Origin of the sequence: Anoxybacillus sp. CHMUD, from assembly GCF_013096965.1 — a bacterium.
GTDB lineage: Bacteria > Bacillota > Bacilli > Bacillales > Anoxybacillaceae > Anoxybacillus > Anoxybacillus kestanbolensis_A.
The window spans coordinates 16102-35225 of record NZ_SDLG01000022.1 but is presented as its reverse complement, the minus strand read 5'-3'; the positions used below and the strand labels follow the sequence as shown (position 1 = coordinate 35225).

Annotated in this window: 17 protein-coding genes, 3 pseudogenes and 1 riboswitch; of the genes and pseudogenes, 17 read left to right on the top strand and 3 right to left on the bottom strand. The window is 41.4% G+C overall.

From position 1 onward, the window contains the following. Nucleotides 1-27: 27 nt before the first annotated feature. The 3 genes from ETB99_RS12455 to ETB99_RS12445 all read right to left on the bottom strand — a co-directional run bounded on the left by ETB99_RS12455 (nt 28) and on the right by ETB99_RS12445 (nt 4112). Nucleotides 28-477 carry an acyl-CoA thioesterase gene (locus tag ETB99_RS12455; protein ID WP_043964492.1) on the bottom strand — a complete coding sequence of 150 codons (450 nt, stop codon included), beginning with the start codon at nt 475-477 and terminating at the stop codon, nt 28-30. Further along, the gene (metE, locus tag ETB99_RS12450; protein WP_171700735.1) at nt 468-2738 is read right to left on the bottom strand and encodes a 5-methyltetrahydropteroyltriglutamate--homocysteine S-methyltransferase; all 2271 of its coding nucleotides are present in this window, start codon (nt 2736-2738) and stop codon (nt 468-470) included. The genes ETB99_RS12455 and metE overlap by 10 nt, the downstream gene beginning before the upstream one ends. Before the next feature lie 141 nt (nt 2739-2879). Further along, a riboswitch (cobalamin riboswitch) is annotated at nt 2880-3069 on the bottom strand. A gap of 95 nt (nt 3070-3164) precedes the next feature. Further along, a complete protein-coding gene (locus ETB99_RS12445) occupies nt 3165-4112 on the bottom strand; it encodes a DMT family transporter (RefSeq protein WP_077429753.1) in 948 nt (315 codons plus the stop codon). Between the two features lie 120 nt (nt 4113-4232). Here ETB99_RS12445 and ETB99_RS12440 point away from each other — a divergent pair, with 120 nt between their 5' ends. The 17 genes and pseudogenes from ETB99_RS12440 to ETB99_RS12360 all read left to right on the top strand — a co-directional run bounded on the left by ETB99_RS12440 (nt 4233) and on the right by ETB99_RS12360 (nt 19115). Next, nucleotides 4233-5141 carry an AraC family transcriptional regulator gene (locus ETB99_RS12440; protein ID WP_077429754.1) on the top strand — a complete coding sequence of 303 codons (909 nt, stop codon included), beginning with the start codon at nt 4233-4235 and terminating at the stop codon, nt 5139-5141. 175 nt (nt 5142-5316) lie between these two features. Next, on the top strand, nt 5317-5667 hold the full coding sequence (locus ETB99_RS12435) for a lmo0954 family membrane protein (protein WP_077429755.1): 351 nt from the start codon (nt 5317-5319) through the stop codon (nt 5665-5667). 14 nt (nt 5668-5681) lie between these two features. Continuing rightward, nucleotides 5682-6056 (top strand): annotated as a pseudogene (locus tag ETB99_RS12430) (PspA/IM30 family protein); the annotation flags it as partial. 1 nt (nt 6057) lies between these two features. Then, nucleotides 6058-6216, top strand: a pseudogene (locus ETB99_RS12425) (TipAS antibiotic-recognition domain-containing protein); the annotation flags it as partial. 91 nt (nt 6217-6307) lie between these two features. Further along, entirely contained in the window at nt 6308-7354 is a 1047-nt protein-coding gene (locus ETB99_RS12420) for an NAD(P)/FAD-dependent oxidoreductase (protein ID WP_077429760.1), read from the top strand. Nucleotides 7355-7417: 63 nt separating this feature from the next. Beyond that, nucleotides 7418-8122, top strand: a complete 705-nt coding sequence (locus ETB99_RS12415) for a DUF3298 and DUF4163 domain-containing protein (protein WP_128999477.1) — start codon at nt 7418-7420, stop codon at nt 8120-8122. An 80-nt stretch (nt 8123-8202) separates the two neighbouring features. After that, nucleotides 8203-8838, top strand: coding sequence for a TetR/AcrR family transcriptional regulator (locus ETB99_RS12410; protein ID WP_006322517.1), 636 nt, complete (start codon nt 8203-8205; stop codon nt 8836-8838). Nucleotides 8839-8936: 98 nt separating this feature from the next. Further along, nucleotides 8937-10079: an acyl-CoA dehydrogenase gene (locus tag ETB99_RS12405; protein ID WP_171700734.1), complete on the top strand. Its 1143-nt coding sequence runs from the start codon at nt 8937-8939 to the stop codon at nt 10077-10079. 12 nt (nt 10080-10091) lie between these two features. Next, on the top strand, nt 10092-11732 hold the full coding sequence (locus ETB99_RS12400) for an AMP-binding protein (RefSeq protein ID WP_171700733.1): 1641 nt from the start codon (nt 10092-10094) through the stop codon (nt 11730-11732). Nucleotides 11733-11743: 11 nt separating this feature from the next. Further along, nucleotides 11744-13105, top strand: coding sequence for an acetyl-CoA carboxylase biotin carboxylase subunit (accC, locus tag ETB99_RS12395; RefSeq protein ID WP_171700732.1), 1362 nt, complete (start codon nt 11744-11746; stop codon nt 13103-13105). Further along, complete coding sequence (locus tag ETB99_RS12390; protein ID WP_171700731.1) at nt 13098-13310, top strand: acetyl-CoA carboxylase biotin carboxyl carrier protein subunit; 213 nt, start codon at nt 13098-13100, stop codon at nt 13308-13310. Before accC ends, ETB99_RS12390 begins: the two co-directional genes overlap by 8 nt. A gap of 10 nt (nt 13311-13320) precedes the next feature. Next, the gene (locus ETB99_RS12385) at nt 13321-14211 is read left to right on the top strand and encodes a hydroxymethylglutaryl-CoA lyase (protein ID WP_171700730.1); all 891 of its coding nucleotides are present in this window, start codon (nt 13321-13323) and stop codon (nt 14209-14211) included. Next, on the top strand, nt 14211-14993 hold the full coding sequence (locus tag ETB99_RS12380) for an enoyl-CoA hydratase (protein WP_077429784.1): 783 nt from the start codon (nt 14211-14213) through the stop codon (nt 14991-14993). Before ETB99_RS12385 ends, ETB99_RS12380 begins: the two co-directional genes overlap by 1 nt. A 5-nt stretch (nt 14994-14998) precedes the next feature. Next, nucleotides 14999-16546: an acyl-CoA carboxylase subunit beta gene (locus ETB99_RS12375; protein ID WP_077429769.1), complete on the top strand. Its 1548-nt coding sequence runs from the start codon at nt 14999-15001 to the stop codon at nt 16544-16546. Nucleotides 16547-16721: 175 nt separating this feature from the next. Continuing rightward, nucleotides 16722-17391, top strand: a pseudogene (locus tag ETB99_RS15265) (polysaccharide deacetylase family protein). 14 nt (nt 17392-17405) lie between these two features. Further along, complete coding sequence (locus ETB99_RS12365) at nt 17406-17987, top strand: DedA family protein (RefSeq protein WP_171700729.1); 582 nt, start codon at nt 17406-17408, stop codon at nt 17985-17987. Between the two features lie 15 nt (nt 17988-18002). Beyond that, a complete protein-coding gene (locus tag ETB99_RS12360; RefSeq protein WP_171700728.1) occupies nt 18003-19115 on the top strand; it encodes an MGDG synthase family glycosyltransferase in 1113 nt (370 codons plus the stop codon). Nucleotides 19116-19124: the final 9 nt, after the last annotated feature.

Here is a 19124-nt window from a genome sequence, read left to right as displayed (position 1 = left end):
CGGACGTGTGTTTTTTCGTGTAAATATTTATGCCTTGTTGTTTCGTTTGTTTTGCTGATACAGTTGTACGATTTGTTCCTCCTGTTCGCTGATGATGACTTTTGGAACAGGGGTTGGTTTTTTGTTTTGATCGATGGCGACCATCGTTAAAAAGCATGTCGTTGTTAAGTGATGTTCGCCTGTAAATAAATCTTCTGTTTCGACTTTGACGAATACTTTCATGGATGTGCGTCCGGTCGAGTAGACGAATGCTTCAAGCTTTAAAATATCGCCAACTTTTGCGGACGAAATGAAATCAACTTTGTCAATCGAAACGGTGACGACTGCTTTTCGTGCATGACGCATGGCGGATATTGCCGCAATTTCATCAATGTAAGCTAAAACGGTACCGCCAAAAATCGTGCCGAGATGGTTCGTATCAGAAGGCAATACGAGCCGTGTTTGAATCGTTTTCGACTGCTCGACGCTTACTTCCATGACTTCATCCCTCCGTAAGCTAAAAGACGCTCGCGGTATTCGCGTGCTGCCTCTACCATCACTTGAAGTGCGGCAATCGTTTCTTCTTCTTTTCGAGTTTTTAATCCGCAATCAGGATTGACCCAAAATTGTTCTGGACGAAGAACGCGAAGTGCCCGTTCGATTTGTTCGCTTAGTTCTTCTTTTGTCGGAATGCGTGGGCTATGAATGTCATACACCCCTAATCCGATTCCCTTCTCATACTCATATGTTTCAAATACAGAAACAAGTTCACCGTGGCTTCGCGACGATTCAATAGAAATGACATCCGCATCAAGCTCATCAATGATATGCATCATATGTTCAAATTGTGAATAGCACATATGCGTATGAATTTGCGTTTCCTCTTCCACCGATGAGGTCGTGATACGAAATGCGATAACGGCATCTTCCCAATACGATGCATGTTTTTTTGTTTTCAAAGGCAATCCTTCCCGTAACGCTGGCTCGTCGACTTGAATGATACGTATTCCTTCTTTTTCTAACTGCAGCACTTCTTCACGAATCGCAAGAGCGAGCTGAATGAGCACACGTTTCCGTGAAATATCGTTGCGAACGAACGACCAGTTTAAAATAGTTACTGGTCCTGTTAACATTCCTTTCACAGGTTTAGTCGTTAATGATTGGGCATATACTGTTTCTTCTATGGTCATCGGTTGTTGATAGGCAATATCGCTAAAAATAATAGGTGGGCGCACACAACGCGAGCCGTATGATTGCACCCAGCCGTTTGTTGTGCATGCCATGCCTTGCAGTTTTTCACCGAAAAACTCCACCATATCTGTACGTTCAAATTCGCCATGGACAAGCACATCGAGCTGAAGTTGCTCTTGAATGTCGATCCATTTTGCGATTTCTTTTTTTATAAACGACTTATATTGATTGTCGTTCCATTCGCCTTTTTTCCACTTCATTCGAGCTTGGCGCACGTCGCTCGTTTGTGGGAAGCTTCCAATCGTCGTTGTTGGCAACAGCGGAAGTTGTAAATGTGCTTGTTGTACTTTTCGTCGTTCGTTGTAAGGCACGCGGCTTACCGGAACGGTTTCGGCTGTTTGTTCTTGTTCGTGGTGAAGTTTGGCGAAATAAACGTTTGTTTGTTCATCGTATTTGATTAGCTCGTCGATCGTTACGTTTCCGTTCATATACTCTGTCAACATACGTATTTCATCTAATTTTTCATCGGCAAATGATAAAGCCCCAGCAAGCTCCGTCGGCAATGCATGTTCATGTTTTGTCGTGACAGGAACATGCAGTAAGCTGCAAGACGGTTGAATGATCAGTTGTTCGGCAACGTTTGCTAAATGATGAAGGAGCGTTGCTTTTTGGGCAAGCGAGCTTTTCCATACATTGCGACCGTCTACAATCCCAGCAACTAATATTTTATCTTTCGGAAATCCGTACGTGTTTATGTTTTTCATGTTCTCGCCATCGTCATGCACGAAATCAAGCCCAATGCCTGCGACAGGTAAAGCAACGATTTCACGATAATGCGATACGCTATCAAAATATGTTTGTAAAATAAGGTTTATATTTGGTACATCGCGATGAAAAACTTCATATACATCACGAAATGCATCGACTATGTCATCGTCTATATCTTGAACGAGAATCGGTTCATCGATTTGGACGAATGACACGCCCGCTTCGCTTAGTTGTTTGAATAATTCCACATAAAGAGGAACTAATTGTGCGAGATGTTTGCGCCACTCGTGTCGCGCGTATTGCTTAGAAAGCAAAAGAAACGTAATCGGTCCAAGTAATACAGGCTTTGTTTCTAAATTGAATGTTTCTTTTACAAGCTTGTATTCTTTCAATAGGCGATTATCCACTAATTTCGGCTTCGTTTGCCCGATTTCAGGCACAATGTAGTGATAATTTGTATTAAACCATTTCGTCATTTCAAGCGCATGTTGCCCATTTGTCCCACGTGCCATTGCAAAATATTGCTCAAGCGTATCGTTTATTTGTTGAAATCGCTTGGGAATATACCCAAACATAAATGCGGTATCTAGCACGTGATCGTATAAAGAAAAATCTCCGATCGGAATGAGATCAATTCCTTTCTCAAGTTGTTTACGAATGGAATCGAGTCGAATCGTTTCCATTGTTTTTGTGAATTGATCTTTGTCTATTTGCCCATTCCAAAAAGATTCTAATGTTTTTTTCCATTCTCTTTTTTCACCAATGCGCGGATACCCTACATTTGAACTACGAATGAACAAGTTAAGCACCTCCAGTTATTTATATCCCAATCAAGCAAAAAAACCCTCTTCCAAACAGAAGGAGGGCATAGCTAGCTCGTATTGAGATACATGAAGTGCCTCAAGATCATATGTCCTCACTCCTCCCTATGACGCGTAGGTCGTAAGTGCATACAACAGGCAGGTCTCCTGACTTAGCTTCATCGCTGTTTATCTCCTTCCCATTTCAAATGAAACAGTGGATTGTGATAAACAGCTCTGCATCACAGTGGCGCGACCGTGTTGGACTTTCACCAAACTTCCCTTTTAAGATTCACAGCATGTGTGAACCACCTGTTGCGTGAACTTATTATGTTATTGTATAAAATTCAGAATAAACGAACTTTTTGTTTTTTTCAACAGAAATATTAATGTATTTTTACATAAAACATAAAAATAATGTAGTAATCACCCTAACGTTTGTGAATTTTTTGATTTGTATGCATATTGATGGTCAGCTATGGAGGATTTTTTATTTAATGCTATCAATAACATCATAGTAATAATGCAAGCTGTGCCAATCCATTGAAAAAAACCAAAAGGTTCTTTTAACCAAAAAACGGTTGTTAAAACAGCGGCGAGTGGTTCAATGTTGCCTAATAGGCTTGATTCTTTAGGCGAGAGACTTTGTAAGCTTTCGATATAAAACCAAAATGCAATCATTGTACCGAATATAATAACGAAAATTAAGTATAAGTACGTTTCTATGGTTAAGTGTTTAAAATCCATTTGCCAGGGTGGATGAACAAAGCTTAGTGCTAAGCCGCCAATCACCATGGACCAGCCGACAACGACAAGTGAATGATATTGTTTCAGTAAAGGAACAGCATATAGAGTATAAAATGCTAAAGCGATGCCAGATAAAAAACCCCAAACAATTGCGAGCAGTGGTACAGATAGTTGGGAAACAGAACCGTTTGTTAATAAGAAAAAGCAACCAACTAAGGCGAGCGAAATAGCCAATACATCTCTTTTTGTTATAGTAGCTTGTCTGTGAAAAACGGAGTAAATGATAATCATAACAGGTGCTAAATATTGCAATAATGTGGCGACAGCTGCGTTACCATGTTTAATGGAAGCCATATACGTATATTGAACAGCCAGCATACCGAGCAATCCGAAGGTAATCAATGAGATAACTGCTTTTTTCGTTTTCCAAACGGAAAATATTTGTGTGCGCTCTTCTTTCCTAACAAATTGAACGATTAAAAGTAAAAAACCAGCTACGAGTAATCTTGTCGTTACAAGCCAATCTACATCGATGCCATACTGAAAAAGTTTTTTTGATACAGTTCCCCCAATCCCCCAAAATAATGCTCCGGTGATGACTAAAAATAATCCTTTTTTTCTATTCATGATTCATTTTTCACCTCGGAATATAAAAATAGTACTATGATAGTTTGTATAATAAGACAAAATACATTATAAATCATACAAAGATTGAATAAAAAAATATCACTATATTGAGGTGATAGTGTGCAAATAAAGGATTTTATGGTTGATCGAAATTTAAAAGAATTAACTGAACATCGGACGGTTGCGTTGCCAGTTGCATGTTACGAGACAATTATTAATCAAAACGTTCATGGATATATACCGCTCCATTGGCATGACGAATTACAATTTATTCTCGTTATAAAGGGTCAATCCATTTTTCAAGTTAATGGGGAAAATATCGTTGTTGGAGAAGGAGAAGGGTTGTTTATTAATAGTGGCTGTCTGCATATGGCAAAAGATATGGATGATTCGAATTGTGCTTATATTTGCTTAAACGTTTCGCCTAGCTTTATACTGTCACAAGAACTTTATGCCACCTATGTAACTCCATATATTCAAGCGACTAATTTATCTTACTTACAATTACATCCAAACGAACTATGGGGGAAAAATATTTTGGATGCTGTCAGAAAAATAAACGAATTGATACGGAAAAAATCCTTATACTATGAACTAGACATCTTTATCCAGTTAACATTCATTTGGAAAAATTTAGTTATGAATGGTTTTCAATTAAAGTACGAGCGGATGGAAATGCTAAAGAGCCATCGAATGAAACAAATGTTAGATTGGATACACACACATTATGCAGACAAAATACTTTTAGAAGATATTGCCCGAGCTGGCCAATTGAGCCGTTCCGAGTGTTGTAGATACTTTAAAAAATTTCTCAAAAAAACACCACTAAATTATGTAATAGAGTATCGAATTCAAAAAAGTTTAATTCTCTTGCAAAAAGATCATTTGAATGTTACAGAGGTTGCCTACCAAGTCGGTTTTAATAGTACAAGTTATTTTATTGATCGATTCCGAAAATATATGAAAATGACACCACTGTCTTATAAAAAACGTATGAGTAACTTTAATTCAAACAGATCGTTCGATTGAACTGTAACAAATGGTCTATAACAAGAGCCGCTTTGTTTTATGGCGGCTCTTTTTCATTGAAAAGACCTTTATTACTTAAAAATACGCCTTGAGTCGTAGTTGAAAATATAGCTATGGGACATGATGAACAAAGATGAGAATCGGTAAGATGAAAGCAAGGAAGGAGGCGAAAGGGATGTTAAAAAAAATCGGGTTATTGCTTGCAGGTGGAATGGCGGTACTCGTGCTTATGTTTCACCTCGGGCCGCTCATTGGATTAGCGATCAGCTTGGCGATTTTGTACTATGCGGTCAAAAAGTTTTTCAAAGCCGATTCGACGTTCGGCAAAATCGTTTGGGCGCTCATTGGCTTGGCTGCGCTGATGGTAAGCGTGTCGAATGTGCCGGCGCTTGTTGCTATCGTCGCAGCGTATGTGCTGTATGTCGTGTATAAAAAATGGAACGAACCGAAAGAAGTGGTGCAAGTCGTTGACGATCCGTTCGTGAACTTCGAAAAACAATGGGCGGAGCTACAAAAACATTATTAAAGGAGCGAAGAACAATGGGTTTACTTTCTCGCATGAAAACGATGATTGCAGCAGATATTCATGAATGGTTGGACGAAAAAGAAAAGAAAAATCCGATTGCGGTGCTAAATGAATACTTACGCCAATGCGAACAAGAAGTAGAAAAAGTACGAAAGCTACTTGAGCGGCAATACGTATTAAAAGAGCAGTTTGCGCGCGAATATCGCGAAGCTGTGCAGCTGGCGGAAAAGCGGAAAAAACAGGCGGATATTGCCTCAAAAGCAGGAGAATCGGAGCTGTTTGCGTTTGCGTCTCATGAGCAAATGCAATACGAAGAGCGGGCGGCGCGATTAAAGCAATTGCTTGAGCAAACAAACGAACAGTTATTGGAACTAGAAAAGAAATACGAACATAGGGTACTTTTGGGACCATTACTCAAAAGAAGCACATGCAGGATTGGCACAAATGTATGTGGATGATGAACGATTTAAAGCATACTACGATCAGAAACAACCAGGAACGGCGGAATTTTTCCGTGACGCCATTTTCCTTTACACAGGTAAAAAATAGGCAGGCATCAGCCTGTCTTTTTACATTGTAAAAGTTTGAAAAAAGATGTATATTTAAATGAGAATGATAATCAAATTTAAGGGTGATAACGATGGAGCAACAATTGTATGACGTGACGATCATTGGCGGTGGACCAGCAGGGCTGTATGCGACGTTTTATAGTGGATTGCGAGAAATGAAAACGAAGTTGATTGAATATCAGTCGCAGTTAGGTGGAAAATTGCATGTGTATCCAGAAAAAATGATTTGGGATGTTGGCGGGCATGCTCCGATTACAGGAGAGAAATTACGCGAACAACTTGTTAAACAAGCGCTTACCTTTAATCCGACCGTTGTATTAAATGAAAAAGTTGAAACGATTCAGCGAAGAGAAGACGGCATATTCATTTTACAAACATCATCTGGTCAACGACATATATCGAAAACGATCATTATTGCGGTAGGAAGTGGCATATTAAAGCCGCAAAAACTTCAAATTGAAGGAGCAGAAAAGTTTGAGATTACAAATTTACACTATACGGTGAAATCGTTAAAACAATTTAAAGAGAAAACGGTGATTATTTCGGGTGGGGGGAATACAGCGATTGATTGGGCAAATGAACTCGTGCCAATTGCGAAAAAAGTATATGTCACTTATCGTAATGAATCGTTAAAAGGACATGAGGCGCAAGCGACGCAATTATTAAATAGTTCTGCCATTTGCTTTTTCCATACGTCCATTACAAAATTAGTTGCCAGCCCCAACCATGAAATGATTGAGCGAGTGGTATTGACAAATCATGAGACGGGCGATGTGTTTGAACTCGATGTAGATGATGTCATTATTAGCCATGGATATGAACGAGATGCCTCATTGCTTGCCAATAGTGAACTACCCATTCAAATGGTTGACGAATATTATATTGCGACAAATGCAAAAGGAGAATGTTCTGTTCCGGGGTTATATGCAGCTGGCGATATTTCAAAATATGATGGAAAGTTATATTTACTTACAGGTGCTTTCCAAGACGCAGCGAATGCGGTAAATAGTGCGAAACGTTTCATTGAACCCACTGCCGATCCGTATGCGATGGTATCTTCACATCACGAAGCGTTTAAGGAGCGAAATCGAGAGTTAGTGAAACAAATGTTAAAATAATAGTAATGCATAAATTCGTTTGTTTTAACGCAAACTTTCGGTAAAACAAACGAGGTGAACATCGTGTTCAAACAACGAAACATATGGATGATGGTGTTGATGTTATTTATATTGACAGCGTACAGCCACCCACTTCATGTGACAACGAAGCAAATAAAATATACAAATGAACTGATGGAAGTCGATTTGAACATTCCGATCGTATCCGGATCGATCAACCAATCTTTCCAGCGCCAAGTCAATCGTTTATTGCGTAAGGAGTCGCTTGATTTAAAGCGTGAAGTAGAAAAGCAAGCGCGAGAAAATATGGCAATAAGCAAAAAGGAAGGATTTCCATATCGATTGCATGCAGCAGTCAGCAATTATGAAGTGACGTACAATCAACATGGCATATTAAGCATCCCGGTGACGTTATATAGCTATACAGGCGGTGCGCACGGAATGACAGTTAAAGTGCCAAATAATTTTGATTTTCATGAAGGAAAATCGTTACAACTTAGCGATTTATTTAAAAAGGGAACGAACTATAAGCAAGTGATTACGAACGAAGTGATTGCACAAATAAGAAAAGAAAACGACTTGTATTTTGATAATGCCATCGATGTTGTAAAAAAGATGCCAAATGATCAGCCTTACTATATAACAAGTGACGGCATTGTCATTTATTACGGATTATACGAGATTGCCCCGTACGCTGCAGGTATTCGTGAATTTTTTATTCCATTTTCAACTTTGCGACCGTATATGAAAACGAAGCTAGCGCAATAAAAGCGCTAGTTTTTTCTGTGTGAAAACATTTAACTTTTCAGAAAATTGTGCTAAAATAAGACGAAAAGGAGTTCTCGCGTATGGTTGAGAAGCAGCTAAAGGATCGCATTATTGAAACGGCGCTTACGTTGTTCGAAAAATATGGGTATCATGGGGTGACGGTTGACCGCATTGTTGCGGAGTGTGGCGCGTCAAAGGGAGGATTTTATCATAACTTTAAGTCAAAAGATGAACTGCTTTATCACATACATGATGTATTTATTACGTATGTGCTAAATAAAGCGCAAGAAGCATATGTAAAATATAAGACGCCAACTAAGCGGCTATGTGCGATCATTCAGTCGTTTGTTAAAGTTTTTCACATATATAAACCACACATTACGGTGTTCAATCAAGAGGCAGCGTATTTAAAGCCGGAGTACGCTGAAAAAATCAATGCAAAACGTGAACAATATAAACAAATTATTTTTCAAGTGCTTCGGGAAGGTATTGAAGCAAAGCAGTTTCGTACAGAAGTGCCTGTTGAAATTGCAGGGTTGTCGATTATCGGGATGGTGAACTGGATGTATAAATGGTATAAGCCTGATGGACCGATGTCGATTGAACAAATTGCTGCTGCTTTCAATGATTTAATTTTACATTCGCTCTTGACAGAGGAAGCGAAGCGAGATGAAGACGTTTCATCATTTCTTTTGTCGCATGTAGGCGACAAGTGATGAGTGTTGCATAGCGTACAGACCAACTAGTCGGTTTGAAACAAAAACAGGCTTGTTGGTTTCATATATTTTCATTTTTATAAAGGAGGAGAAAGGCGATGCATTTTGAATTAACGAAAGAGCAACAAATGATTAAAGAGATGGTTCGCGATTTTGCGGAAAAGGAAATTGCCCCATACGCGTCGAAATGGGATGAGGAAGCCATTTTTCCAATTGACACATTCAAAAAAATGGGCGAGCTTGGACTGTTTGGTATTCCGTTCCCTGAACAATATGGTGGTTCGGGAGGAGATACGATTTCTTACGCCATTGCGGTTGAAGAAATTGGTCGGGCATGCGGCGGAACAGGGTTAAGTTATGCGGCAGCTGTATCGCTCGGTGCAAGCCCAATTTACTATTTCGGAACAGAAGAACAAAAAGAAAAATGGCTCGTGCCAATGGCAAAAGGAAAGGCATTCGGTTCGTTCGGATTAACGGAGCCAAACGCAGGATCTGACGCAGGGGGAACGCAAACGCGCGCCGTTTTAGATGGCGATGAATACGTCATTAACGGAGAAAAATGTTGGATTACAAATGCAGGCTATGCGCGCCAAGTTATTGTAACCGCTGTCACTGGTAAAGATGAACGAGGAAAAAATATTATTTCTGCTTTCATCGTTCCAACAGATGCACCGGGCTTTACGATTAACTGCCATTATGACAAAATGGGCGTTCGCGCATCGAATACGTGCGAACTTGTATTGCAAGATGTGCGCGTACCAAAAGAAAACATACTAGGCGATCCGAAAAAAGGATTTAAGCAGTTTTTATACACGCTAGATGGCGGACGTATTTCGATTGCAGCATTAGCCGTTGGGATCGCACAAGCTGCATTTGAAAAAGCACTTCAATATGCAAAAGAGAGAAAACAGTTCGGCCAACCGATTGCCAAGTTTCAAGCGATTCAATTTAAGCTTGCGGATATGGCGATGCAGCTCGAACTTGCGCGCAATATGGTATACAAAGCAGCGTGGTTGAAAGACCGAGGAAAGCCGTTTACAAAAGAGGCAGCGTTTGCAAAATTGTTTGCTTCTGAAACAGGATTTCACATTTGCAATCAAGCGATTCAAATTCACGGTGGATATGGATATATGAAAGAATATGGTGTCGAACGTCATCTCCGCGATATGAAACTGATGGAAATTGGCGAAGGAACATCGGAAATTCAACGGCTCGTTATTGCACGTCAATTAGGATGCTAAAGGAGGGGGCGTATGCTTCATATTACAGTTGGTCAATTGCTTGAGCAAAAGGCTTCCATTCATCCGGATCATGAGGCAGTTGTATATGCAGATCGTCAGTTGCGTTGGTCATATCGTCAATTTAATGATTATTGTCGCCTTGTTGCCAAAGGGTTGATGAAACTTGGCATTGAAGCAGGAGAACATATGGCGATTTGGGCAACGAATAAACCGGAGTGGCTTGCGTGCCAGTTTGCGACAGGGAAAATGGGAGCGGTACTTGTTACGGTCAATACGAATTACCGCACAGCCGAGCTCGAATATTTGTTAAAACAATCTGATGCGACAACGATTATTTTAATGGAACAGTATCGCGATGCCTCTTATATCGACATGATTTACGATATTGCACCGGAACTTGCTTACTGTGAACCCGGAAAGCTACAAGCGAAACGTCTTCCACAATTACGAAATGTCATCGTATTAAGCGAACAACGTTATCCAGGAACATTTTCATGGAATGACCTCTTAGCCATGGCGGAATATGTCGAAGACGCAGCACTCGATGCACGAATGAATTCCCTCGATCCACATGATGTCATCAACATGCAATATACCTCAGGAACGACAGGATTCCCAAAAGGCGTTATGCTTACACATCATAACATTGTGAACAATGCGTATTATATTGCGGAATGTATGAAACTGACAAAAGAAGATCGTTTATGTATTCCTGTGCCGTTTTTTCATTGTTTCGGTTGTGTGCTCGGTACGCTCGCTTGTGTGACAGTTGGGGCAACAATGGTGCCACTTGAGCAATTCCATCCGAAGCAAGTATTACAAACAGTGCAAGATGAAAAATGCACAGCACTTCATGGCGTGCCAACGATGTTTATTGCTGAATTAAACGATCCGGATTTTGCATCATATGATTTATCTTCTTTGCGCACGGGCATTATGGCCGGCTCGAATTGCCCAATTGAAGTGATGAAAGCGGTCATCGAAAAAATGGGGGCGCGAGACATTACGATTGCGTACGGTCAAACAGAGTCCTCACCGGTTATTACGCAAACACGCACCGATGATCCGATTGAGTTACGTGTTGAAACTGTAGGGCGTGCCCTCCCTCACGTCGAGGTGAAAATTGTTGATCCAACAACAAATAAAGAATTGCCACCTGGTATGCAAGGTGAGCTATGTACCCGCGGATATCATGTCATGAAAGGATACTACAACAATCCTTCCGCGACGCGCGAAGCGATTGATGAAGATGGATGGTTGCATACAGGCGATTTAGCCGTAATGGATGAAAACGGTTACTTCCGCATTACCGGACGGCTAAAAGATATGATTATCCGCGGTGGGGAGAACATTTATCCGCGTGAAATTGAAGAGTTTTTATATAAGCATCCGAAAGTGCTCGATGTGCAAGTTGTCGGTGTTCCAGACGAAACGTATGGGGAAGAAGTAATGGCTTGGATCATTTTAAAAGAAGGGGAACACGCCACACCTGAAGACATTCGCTCGTTTTGTGAAGGGCATATATCGCGTCATAAAATTCCGCGATATATCGAATTTACAACAGCGTATCCGATGACGGCATCGGGGAAAATTCAAAAATTTAAATTGCGCGAATGGGCGCGGGAGCGAGTCGAACAAAAAAAGCATGTGTAAGGGGGAAAAACATGTTTTCGAAAATACTTATTGCGAATCGGGGAGAAATTGCTTTACGTATCATTCGCACGTGCCAAAAGCTCGGCATTCAAACGGTCGCCATTTATTCGGAAGCCGATGCTAATTCGCTTCATGTGAAGCAAGCGGACGAAGCGTATATCGTTGGAAAAGCGCGGGTGAATGAGAGCTATTTAAATATCGAAAAAATTATTTCGATCGCCAAAGAAACGAAAGCGGAAGCTATTCATCCGGGTTACGGCTTGCTTTCAGAAAATGCAACATTTGCTCGTCGGTGCGAAGAGGAAGGGGTCGTGTTTATCGGTCCCAAACCGGATGTGATTGCGAAAATGGGGAGCAAAATCGAAGCGCGACAAACGATGGCGGAAGCAGGGGTGCCGATTGTGCCCGGCATCTCTTTTCCGCTTGCTGATGTCGATGAAGCAACGAACGTAGCGAACGGCATTGGATATCCAGTTATGTTGAAAGCATCGGCAGGTGGCGGAGGCATTGGCATGCAACTTGTTTATGGCGAAGAGCAGCTACGAAAAGCATTTGAAGGAAATCAAAGTCGCGCGGCTTCCTTTTTCGGAGATGGGGCGATGTATGTTGAAAAATATATTGAAAATCCGCGTCATATTGAAATTCAACTGTTAGCTGATGCGCACGGGAACTGCGTGTATTTATGGGAAAGAGAATGTTCTATTCAACGTCGCCATCAAAAAGTTGTCGAAGAAGCACCTTCTCCGTTTTTAGACGAAGAAACGCGTCGGAAAATGGGAGAAGCGGCTGTGCGAGCTGCAAAACATATCGGATATACAAATGCAGGGACGATCGAATTTCTCGTAGATGAGCAAAAAAACTTTTATTTCCTTGAGATGAATACACGTCTTCAAGTAGAACATCCTGTGACAGAAGAAATTACAGGGATTGACATTGTCGAACAACAATTGCGCATTGCCGCAGGGGAAAAGCTATCTTTTACACAAGCTGAAGTGAAACGAGAAGGACATGCGATCGAAGTGCGTATTTACGCTGAAGATCCAAATACATTTTTCCCTTCCCCAGGGACGATTACGCGTTTACAGCTTCCTGAAGGGGAACATATCCGCCATGAAATTGCGGTGCAAAGCGGCTCGGTCGTTACCCCGTTTTACGATCCGATGATCGCGAAATGCATTGCTAAAGGAAGCGATCGACAAGCAGCCATCGCCACTATGATTGAAGCATTACATGAATATAAGATCGAAGGAATTAAAACGAACATTCCGATGCTAACGGCTGTATTAACGCATGAGGCATTTCAACAAGGGAATACGACAACAAACTTTGTGAATATGTATATGAACAAAAAAGGAGGCAAAAAACATGCATGAGGTTGTCGCATTGATGGCAGGAAACGTGTGGAAAATTGTTGTTCAAGTCGGTGACGTTGTTGAAGAAGGGCAAGATGTCGTCATTTTAGAATCGATGAAAATGGAAATCCCGATCGCGACGGAAGCGGGAGGAGTTGTCAAAGCGATTTATGTGCAAGAAGGCGACTTCGTAAACGAAGGGGACGTATTAATCGAAATCGAATAGGGGGGTATGTATGCGCGTAACGGTGAAAGAAGTCGGTCCACGTGATGGGTTGCAAAACGAGCCGATCTTTATTCAAACGGAAGATAAAATTACGTGGATTAATCAATTATCCAAAACAGGTTTGTCATATATTGAAGTGACATCGTTCGTCCACCCGAAATGGATTCCACAGCTTGCAGATGCGTACGAAGTCGCCTCTCGTATTGAGCGGGTAGAAGGTGTGACATATGCTGCACTTGTCCCGAATAAAAAAGGATTGGAAGGCGCACTAGCCGCGAATATGGATGAAGTTTCCGTATTTATGTCAGCAAGCGAAACGCACAACCGAAAAAATATTAATAAATCTATTGAAGAAACGTATCCCGTACTGAAGGAAGTCATTGACGAGGCGAAGCGAGCAAACAAAACAGTTCGTGGTTACGTATCGACCGTATTTGGTTGTCCATATGAAGGAACAGTCAGCATTGAACGCGTCATCTCTGTTTCTGAGCGATTGTTTGAGCTTGGCATTGATGAGCTATCGCTTGGCGATACGATCGGTGTTGCAAACCCTGTGCAAGTTCAACGGACGTTAGAACAACTATTAAAGCGGTTTTCTGCTGAAAAGATGGCGCTTCATTTTCATAATACGTATGGGATGGCACTTGCAAACGTGTTTGCATCGTTGCAGATGGGGATGACTACTTTTGATAGCTCGCTCGGCGGATTAGGGGGTTGTCCATATGCCCCAGGCGCATCTGGCAATTTAGCGACAGACGACTTAGTATATATGCTTGCTCAAATGGGTATCGATTGTGGTGTTCAACTTGAACCATTGACAGAAGCAGCGCGATGGATTGAAGAAAAAATTGGCCGTCCGCTAACGAGCCACCATTCACACGTTGTAAGGAGGAATGCATGATGATGGAAGCTGTTCTTTATTCCACAATTGATGCAGGGGTGGCAGTTGTTACGTTAAATCGACCAGATGCGGCAAATGCTCTATCTGTAAAAATGTTAAACGAATTGCAACGCATTCAAGCGGAACTAAAGCTAAATCGAAACGTGCGTGCAGTCATTGTCATAGGGGCGGGACATAAAACATTTTGTGCGGGAGCAGATTTAAAAGAGCGAGCAAAAATGAACGAAACGCAAGTGCGTCAAACGGTGGCGCTTATTCGGGAGACGATTAATGGATTTGAGCAACTGCCTCAGCCTGTCATTTGTGCACTAAACGGAGGGGCTTTTGGTGGGGGGCTTGAGTTGGCACTCGCATGTGACATTCGCATTGCTGCTGAACATGCGATCATGGGACTGACAGAAACATCGCTTGGGATCATCCCAGGTGCAGGAGGGACGCAACGTCTTCCGCGTCTCATTGGTATTGGGCGAGCGAAGGAGATGATTTACACAGCGAAGCGCATATCCGCACAAGAAGCGGAGCGGATTGGTTTAGTGGAACGCGTTGTTCCGATAGAACAATTGTTGGACGAGGCGCTTACTATCGCAACGACGATCGCCAATAACGCTCCGATTGCCGTTGCTCAGGCAAAAGCAGCGATTAATCATGGGGTACAAGTCGATATACAAACAGGGCTTGTCATTGAGCAAATGGCATACGAGCGAACGATTCATACAAGCGACCGACGAGAAGGATTGCAAGCGTTCAAAGAAAAACGAAAACCGGTGTACAAAGGGGAGTAATAGATATGATTTCAAACGAACAATTGTCACTCGTTGAACAACTACAGCAAAAACGAAAACAAATTGAACAAGGAGGCGCACGCAAATATCACGAAAAAAACGCCGAGCAAGGAAAATTATTTGTTCGTGATCGTTTAAAACTGTTGTTTGATGATGGCTTGCAGTTTGAAGATGCCTTTTTTGCAAACTGTTTAGCGGACGGGCTGCCAGCAGATGGTGTCGTGACAGGGGTCGGAAAAATTAACGGACAAACGGTATGCGTTATGGCCAATGATTCGACAGTTAAAGCAGGTTCATGGGGAGCAAGAACAGTAGAAAAAATTATTCGTATTCAAGAAACAGCCGAAAAATTACGTTGTCCGATTTTATACTTAGTGGACTCGGCAGGGGCTCGTATTACAGATCAAATTGAAATGTTTCCGGGACGGCGCGGAGCGGGACGCATTTTTTATAACCAAGTGAAGCTGTCTGGAAAAGTGCCGCAAATTTGTTTATTGTTCGGACCATCGGCAGCGGGTGGTGCGTATATTCCAGCTTTTTGTGATATCGTCATTATGGTCGAAGGAAATGCTTCCATGTATCTTGGTTCTCCACGCATGGCTGAAATGGTTATCGGTGAGAAAGTGACGCTAGAAGAAATGGGTGGCGCGCGCATGCATTGTTCTGTTTCAGGTTGCGGAGACGTGCTTGTGAAAACAGAAGAAGAAGCGATTGCGTTTGCCCGTAAATATTTATCATATTTTCCTGCAAACTTTAGTGAAAAGCCACCAGTAGTAGAACCAAAAGAACCAAAATCATTTCAAAAAACAATTGAAGAAATTATTCCGAAAAACCAAAACGCACCGTTTAACATGTATGATTTAATTGACCGAATTATTGATGAAGGATCGTTTTGTGAAATAAAAAAATTGTTTGCCCCTGAGCTAATTACAGGTCTTGCGCGCATAAACGGACAATCCGTTGGAATTATCGCCAATCAGCCTCGTATGAAAGGCGGTGTATTATTTCACGATTCTGCAGATAAGGCGGCAAAGTTTATTACCCTTTGCGATGCGTTCCATATTCCGCTCATCTTTTTAGCAGACATCCCTGGATTTATGATCGGAACAAAAGTCGAGCGGGCAGGTATTATTCGTCACGGTGCAAAAATGATTTCGGCGATGTCTGAAGCGACTGTTCCGAAAATATCAATCATCGTGCGAAAAGCGTACGGAGCGGGGTTGTATGCCATGGCAGGCCCAGCGTTTGAACCAGATTGTTGTTTAGCTTTTCCGCATGCGCAAATTGCTGTTATGGGACCAGAAGCCGCGGTCAATGCGGTGTATGCCAATAAAATTGCCGAATTGCCAGAAGAAGAACGTGCCGCTTTTATTGAACAAAAGCGGGAAGAATATCGGAAAGACATCGATATTTACCGACTCGCTTCTGAAATGGTTATAGACGGCATTATTGCGCCGAATGAGTTACGTTCTGAACTCATTCGTCGTTTAGATGCATACATGTCGAAATATGTTGTATTTTCTGAACGGAAGCATGGGGTTTACCCTGTGTAGTTGTCAAGACATATGGTACAATGGAGGCGATGTGTTCTAACATCGCCTTTTTTTCGGGAAATTTCCCCGGAAATCGACAACATTTGCACGTGTTGTCGATGAGGAGAAAGATCAATTTGTTTTTAAAAAACACTCTTTGTATTTTTTTGTATAATTAAGAAAGGAGATTTGACGTTTGATTTATATATGGCTCATCGCACTATTTTTCATTTATAGCATATTGCCAACGTTGATTGTCCGCATTTTCTCACTTCGTGTACAAAAGAAGGTGAAAAACGGTGTGGCATTAACGTTTGACGATGGTCCAGATCCAGTGTACACGCCTCAGTTGCTTGATTTGTTGAAAAAATATAATGTAAAAGCGACGTTTTTCGTTGTTGGGTGGAAGGCGAAAAAATACCCACATCTGATCAAACGAATGCAAGAAGAAGGTCATACGATCGGTTTACACCATTATTTATCATACGAGCAACTGGTTTCTTCTTCCGCTTGTTACGGAATGGGAGCTTGAACGATCAGCACGTGTCATTGAGCACATTACAGGCGTTCGTCCGGTATACTATCGTCCGCCGTGGGGACATTTAAACATATGGACGGTGCTGATGCAAAAAAAGTATAAAATCGTCATATGGACATATATTCTTGGTGATTGGAATGCTTCATTAGGTGTTGATCGCCTTTATGAACGACTAATGAGCAGTATAGAAGATGGAGCCATTATCGTATTGCATGATAGTGGTTCAACAATTGGCGCAGATGAACATGCACCCGCCAACATGATCGCAACGTTAGAAAGACTATTCCAACATACAAACGTAAAATGGGTAAAGCTGAATGAAGAGTAAAGGGGAATGGGGAAGTGGAAGCGAACAGCGTGTTAACGTATATTCAATCTCATGGCTATATTGTATTATTTCTTTCTTTATTTTTCGGCATCGTTGGCATTCCTGCACCGGAAGAGTCGCTTCTATTTTTCGTCGGCATTTTTATTTCGCACGCCCAATTGCATTTATTTAAAAGTTTATTTTTTGCGATTTTTGGGGCAACTATTGGCATGGTTGTCGCCTATGTCGCTGGCTATACGTTCGGTTCTCCGCTCTTGTTTAAATATGGTCATTATATTGGGTTCCATCGTCGCCGTTATCGGTATGTGTATCGCCATTTCCGCAAACGTGCTTTTTTATTGATTCCCTTTGGTTATTTCGTTCCCGGTATTCGTCAATTGTCTCCATACATGGCTGGAGTTGTTCGCTTCCCGTTTCTTCCGTTTCTCTTTTTATCGTTTCTTGGGGCATCGTTTTGGATTTGCTTATTTATATTTGTAGGTAAGTTTCTTGGAGAACGTATTCATATCCCGCTTCATGTATTGCCATGGATCACGTTGTTATTTTTTAGTTTATTTTTCATTGCATTGTATGTGAAAAATAGAAAACAAAAATAAAAGGGAGTTCGCATAATGATGAACATTCTCGTACTACCTTTGTTTCAAATGCCGTCTGGTCATCACCAAGTGGCCGATGCGATTATGTATTCGTTGCAACATCGTTTTCCTAACGTTTCTTGCGAAAAGCTTGATTTTCTTAGCTATTGTAACGAACAAGTTGAAAGACGAGTCGCTGATTTTTATCTTCGCTGGATTTCGCTATCGCCACATTCTTATGAGTGGATGTATCGACGATGGATGAAAAAATTTGAACAACCAGCGATGGAACCGTGGTTGCTTTATTTTGAAAAGAAGATGAAACGTCTTCTTCAAGAGAAAAAACCGGATCTCGTCATATGTACGCATTCGTTTCCTTCACACGTGTTGCAGCGATTGAAACAAAGAGGCGCTATAACAGTGCCTGTTATAAACGTATATACAGACTTTTTTTTAAGTGGCATTTGGGGAAAAACAGCGATTGATTATCATTTCGTTCCTCATAAAGATGCAAAGCGGTTGCTATGTACAATGTTTCATGTTGAGCCTCGTCGCGTCATTGTCACAGGCATTCCGATTCACGAACAAATTGTGCCTGTACAAAAAAGAAAGCGACGAAAAAATAAACGTATTTTAGTGGCGGGCGGCAATCAAGGATTAGGGAAAATAGAACAATTTTTAATGAACGCAACTCATACACAATTGACATATGACGTACTATGCGGAAAAAATGAAACATTATATCATGAGATAAAAAGTTGGAACAATCCGCGTATTCGCCCGTATCGATATATTTCCGATCCAGCGAAAATGAACGAATTATATGATAAAGTCGATGCCATTGTGACAAAACCGGGCGGTGTGACAATGAGCGAAGTGCTTGCAAAACGGTTACCTGCTTTCACACTCTCGTATTTACCAGGGCAAGAACAAATGAATTTACATTATTTAAGAAAAAAAGGACTGATTTATTTTCTCAATGACAATGAGCCGTACGATCAACAGTTAATGCGCGTATTAACGGATAATGATGAGATGGATCAATTAGGAAAACGGATCGAACAATATTGGCTCGAACGCGAGAAAACAGCACAAGAGGCGTTGAGCGAGTGGATCGAAGCACGTTTACATGCGGTAAAGAAGCGATGAGTAGCTCTC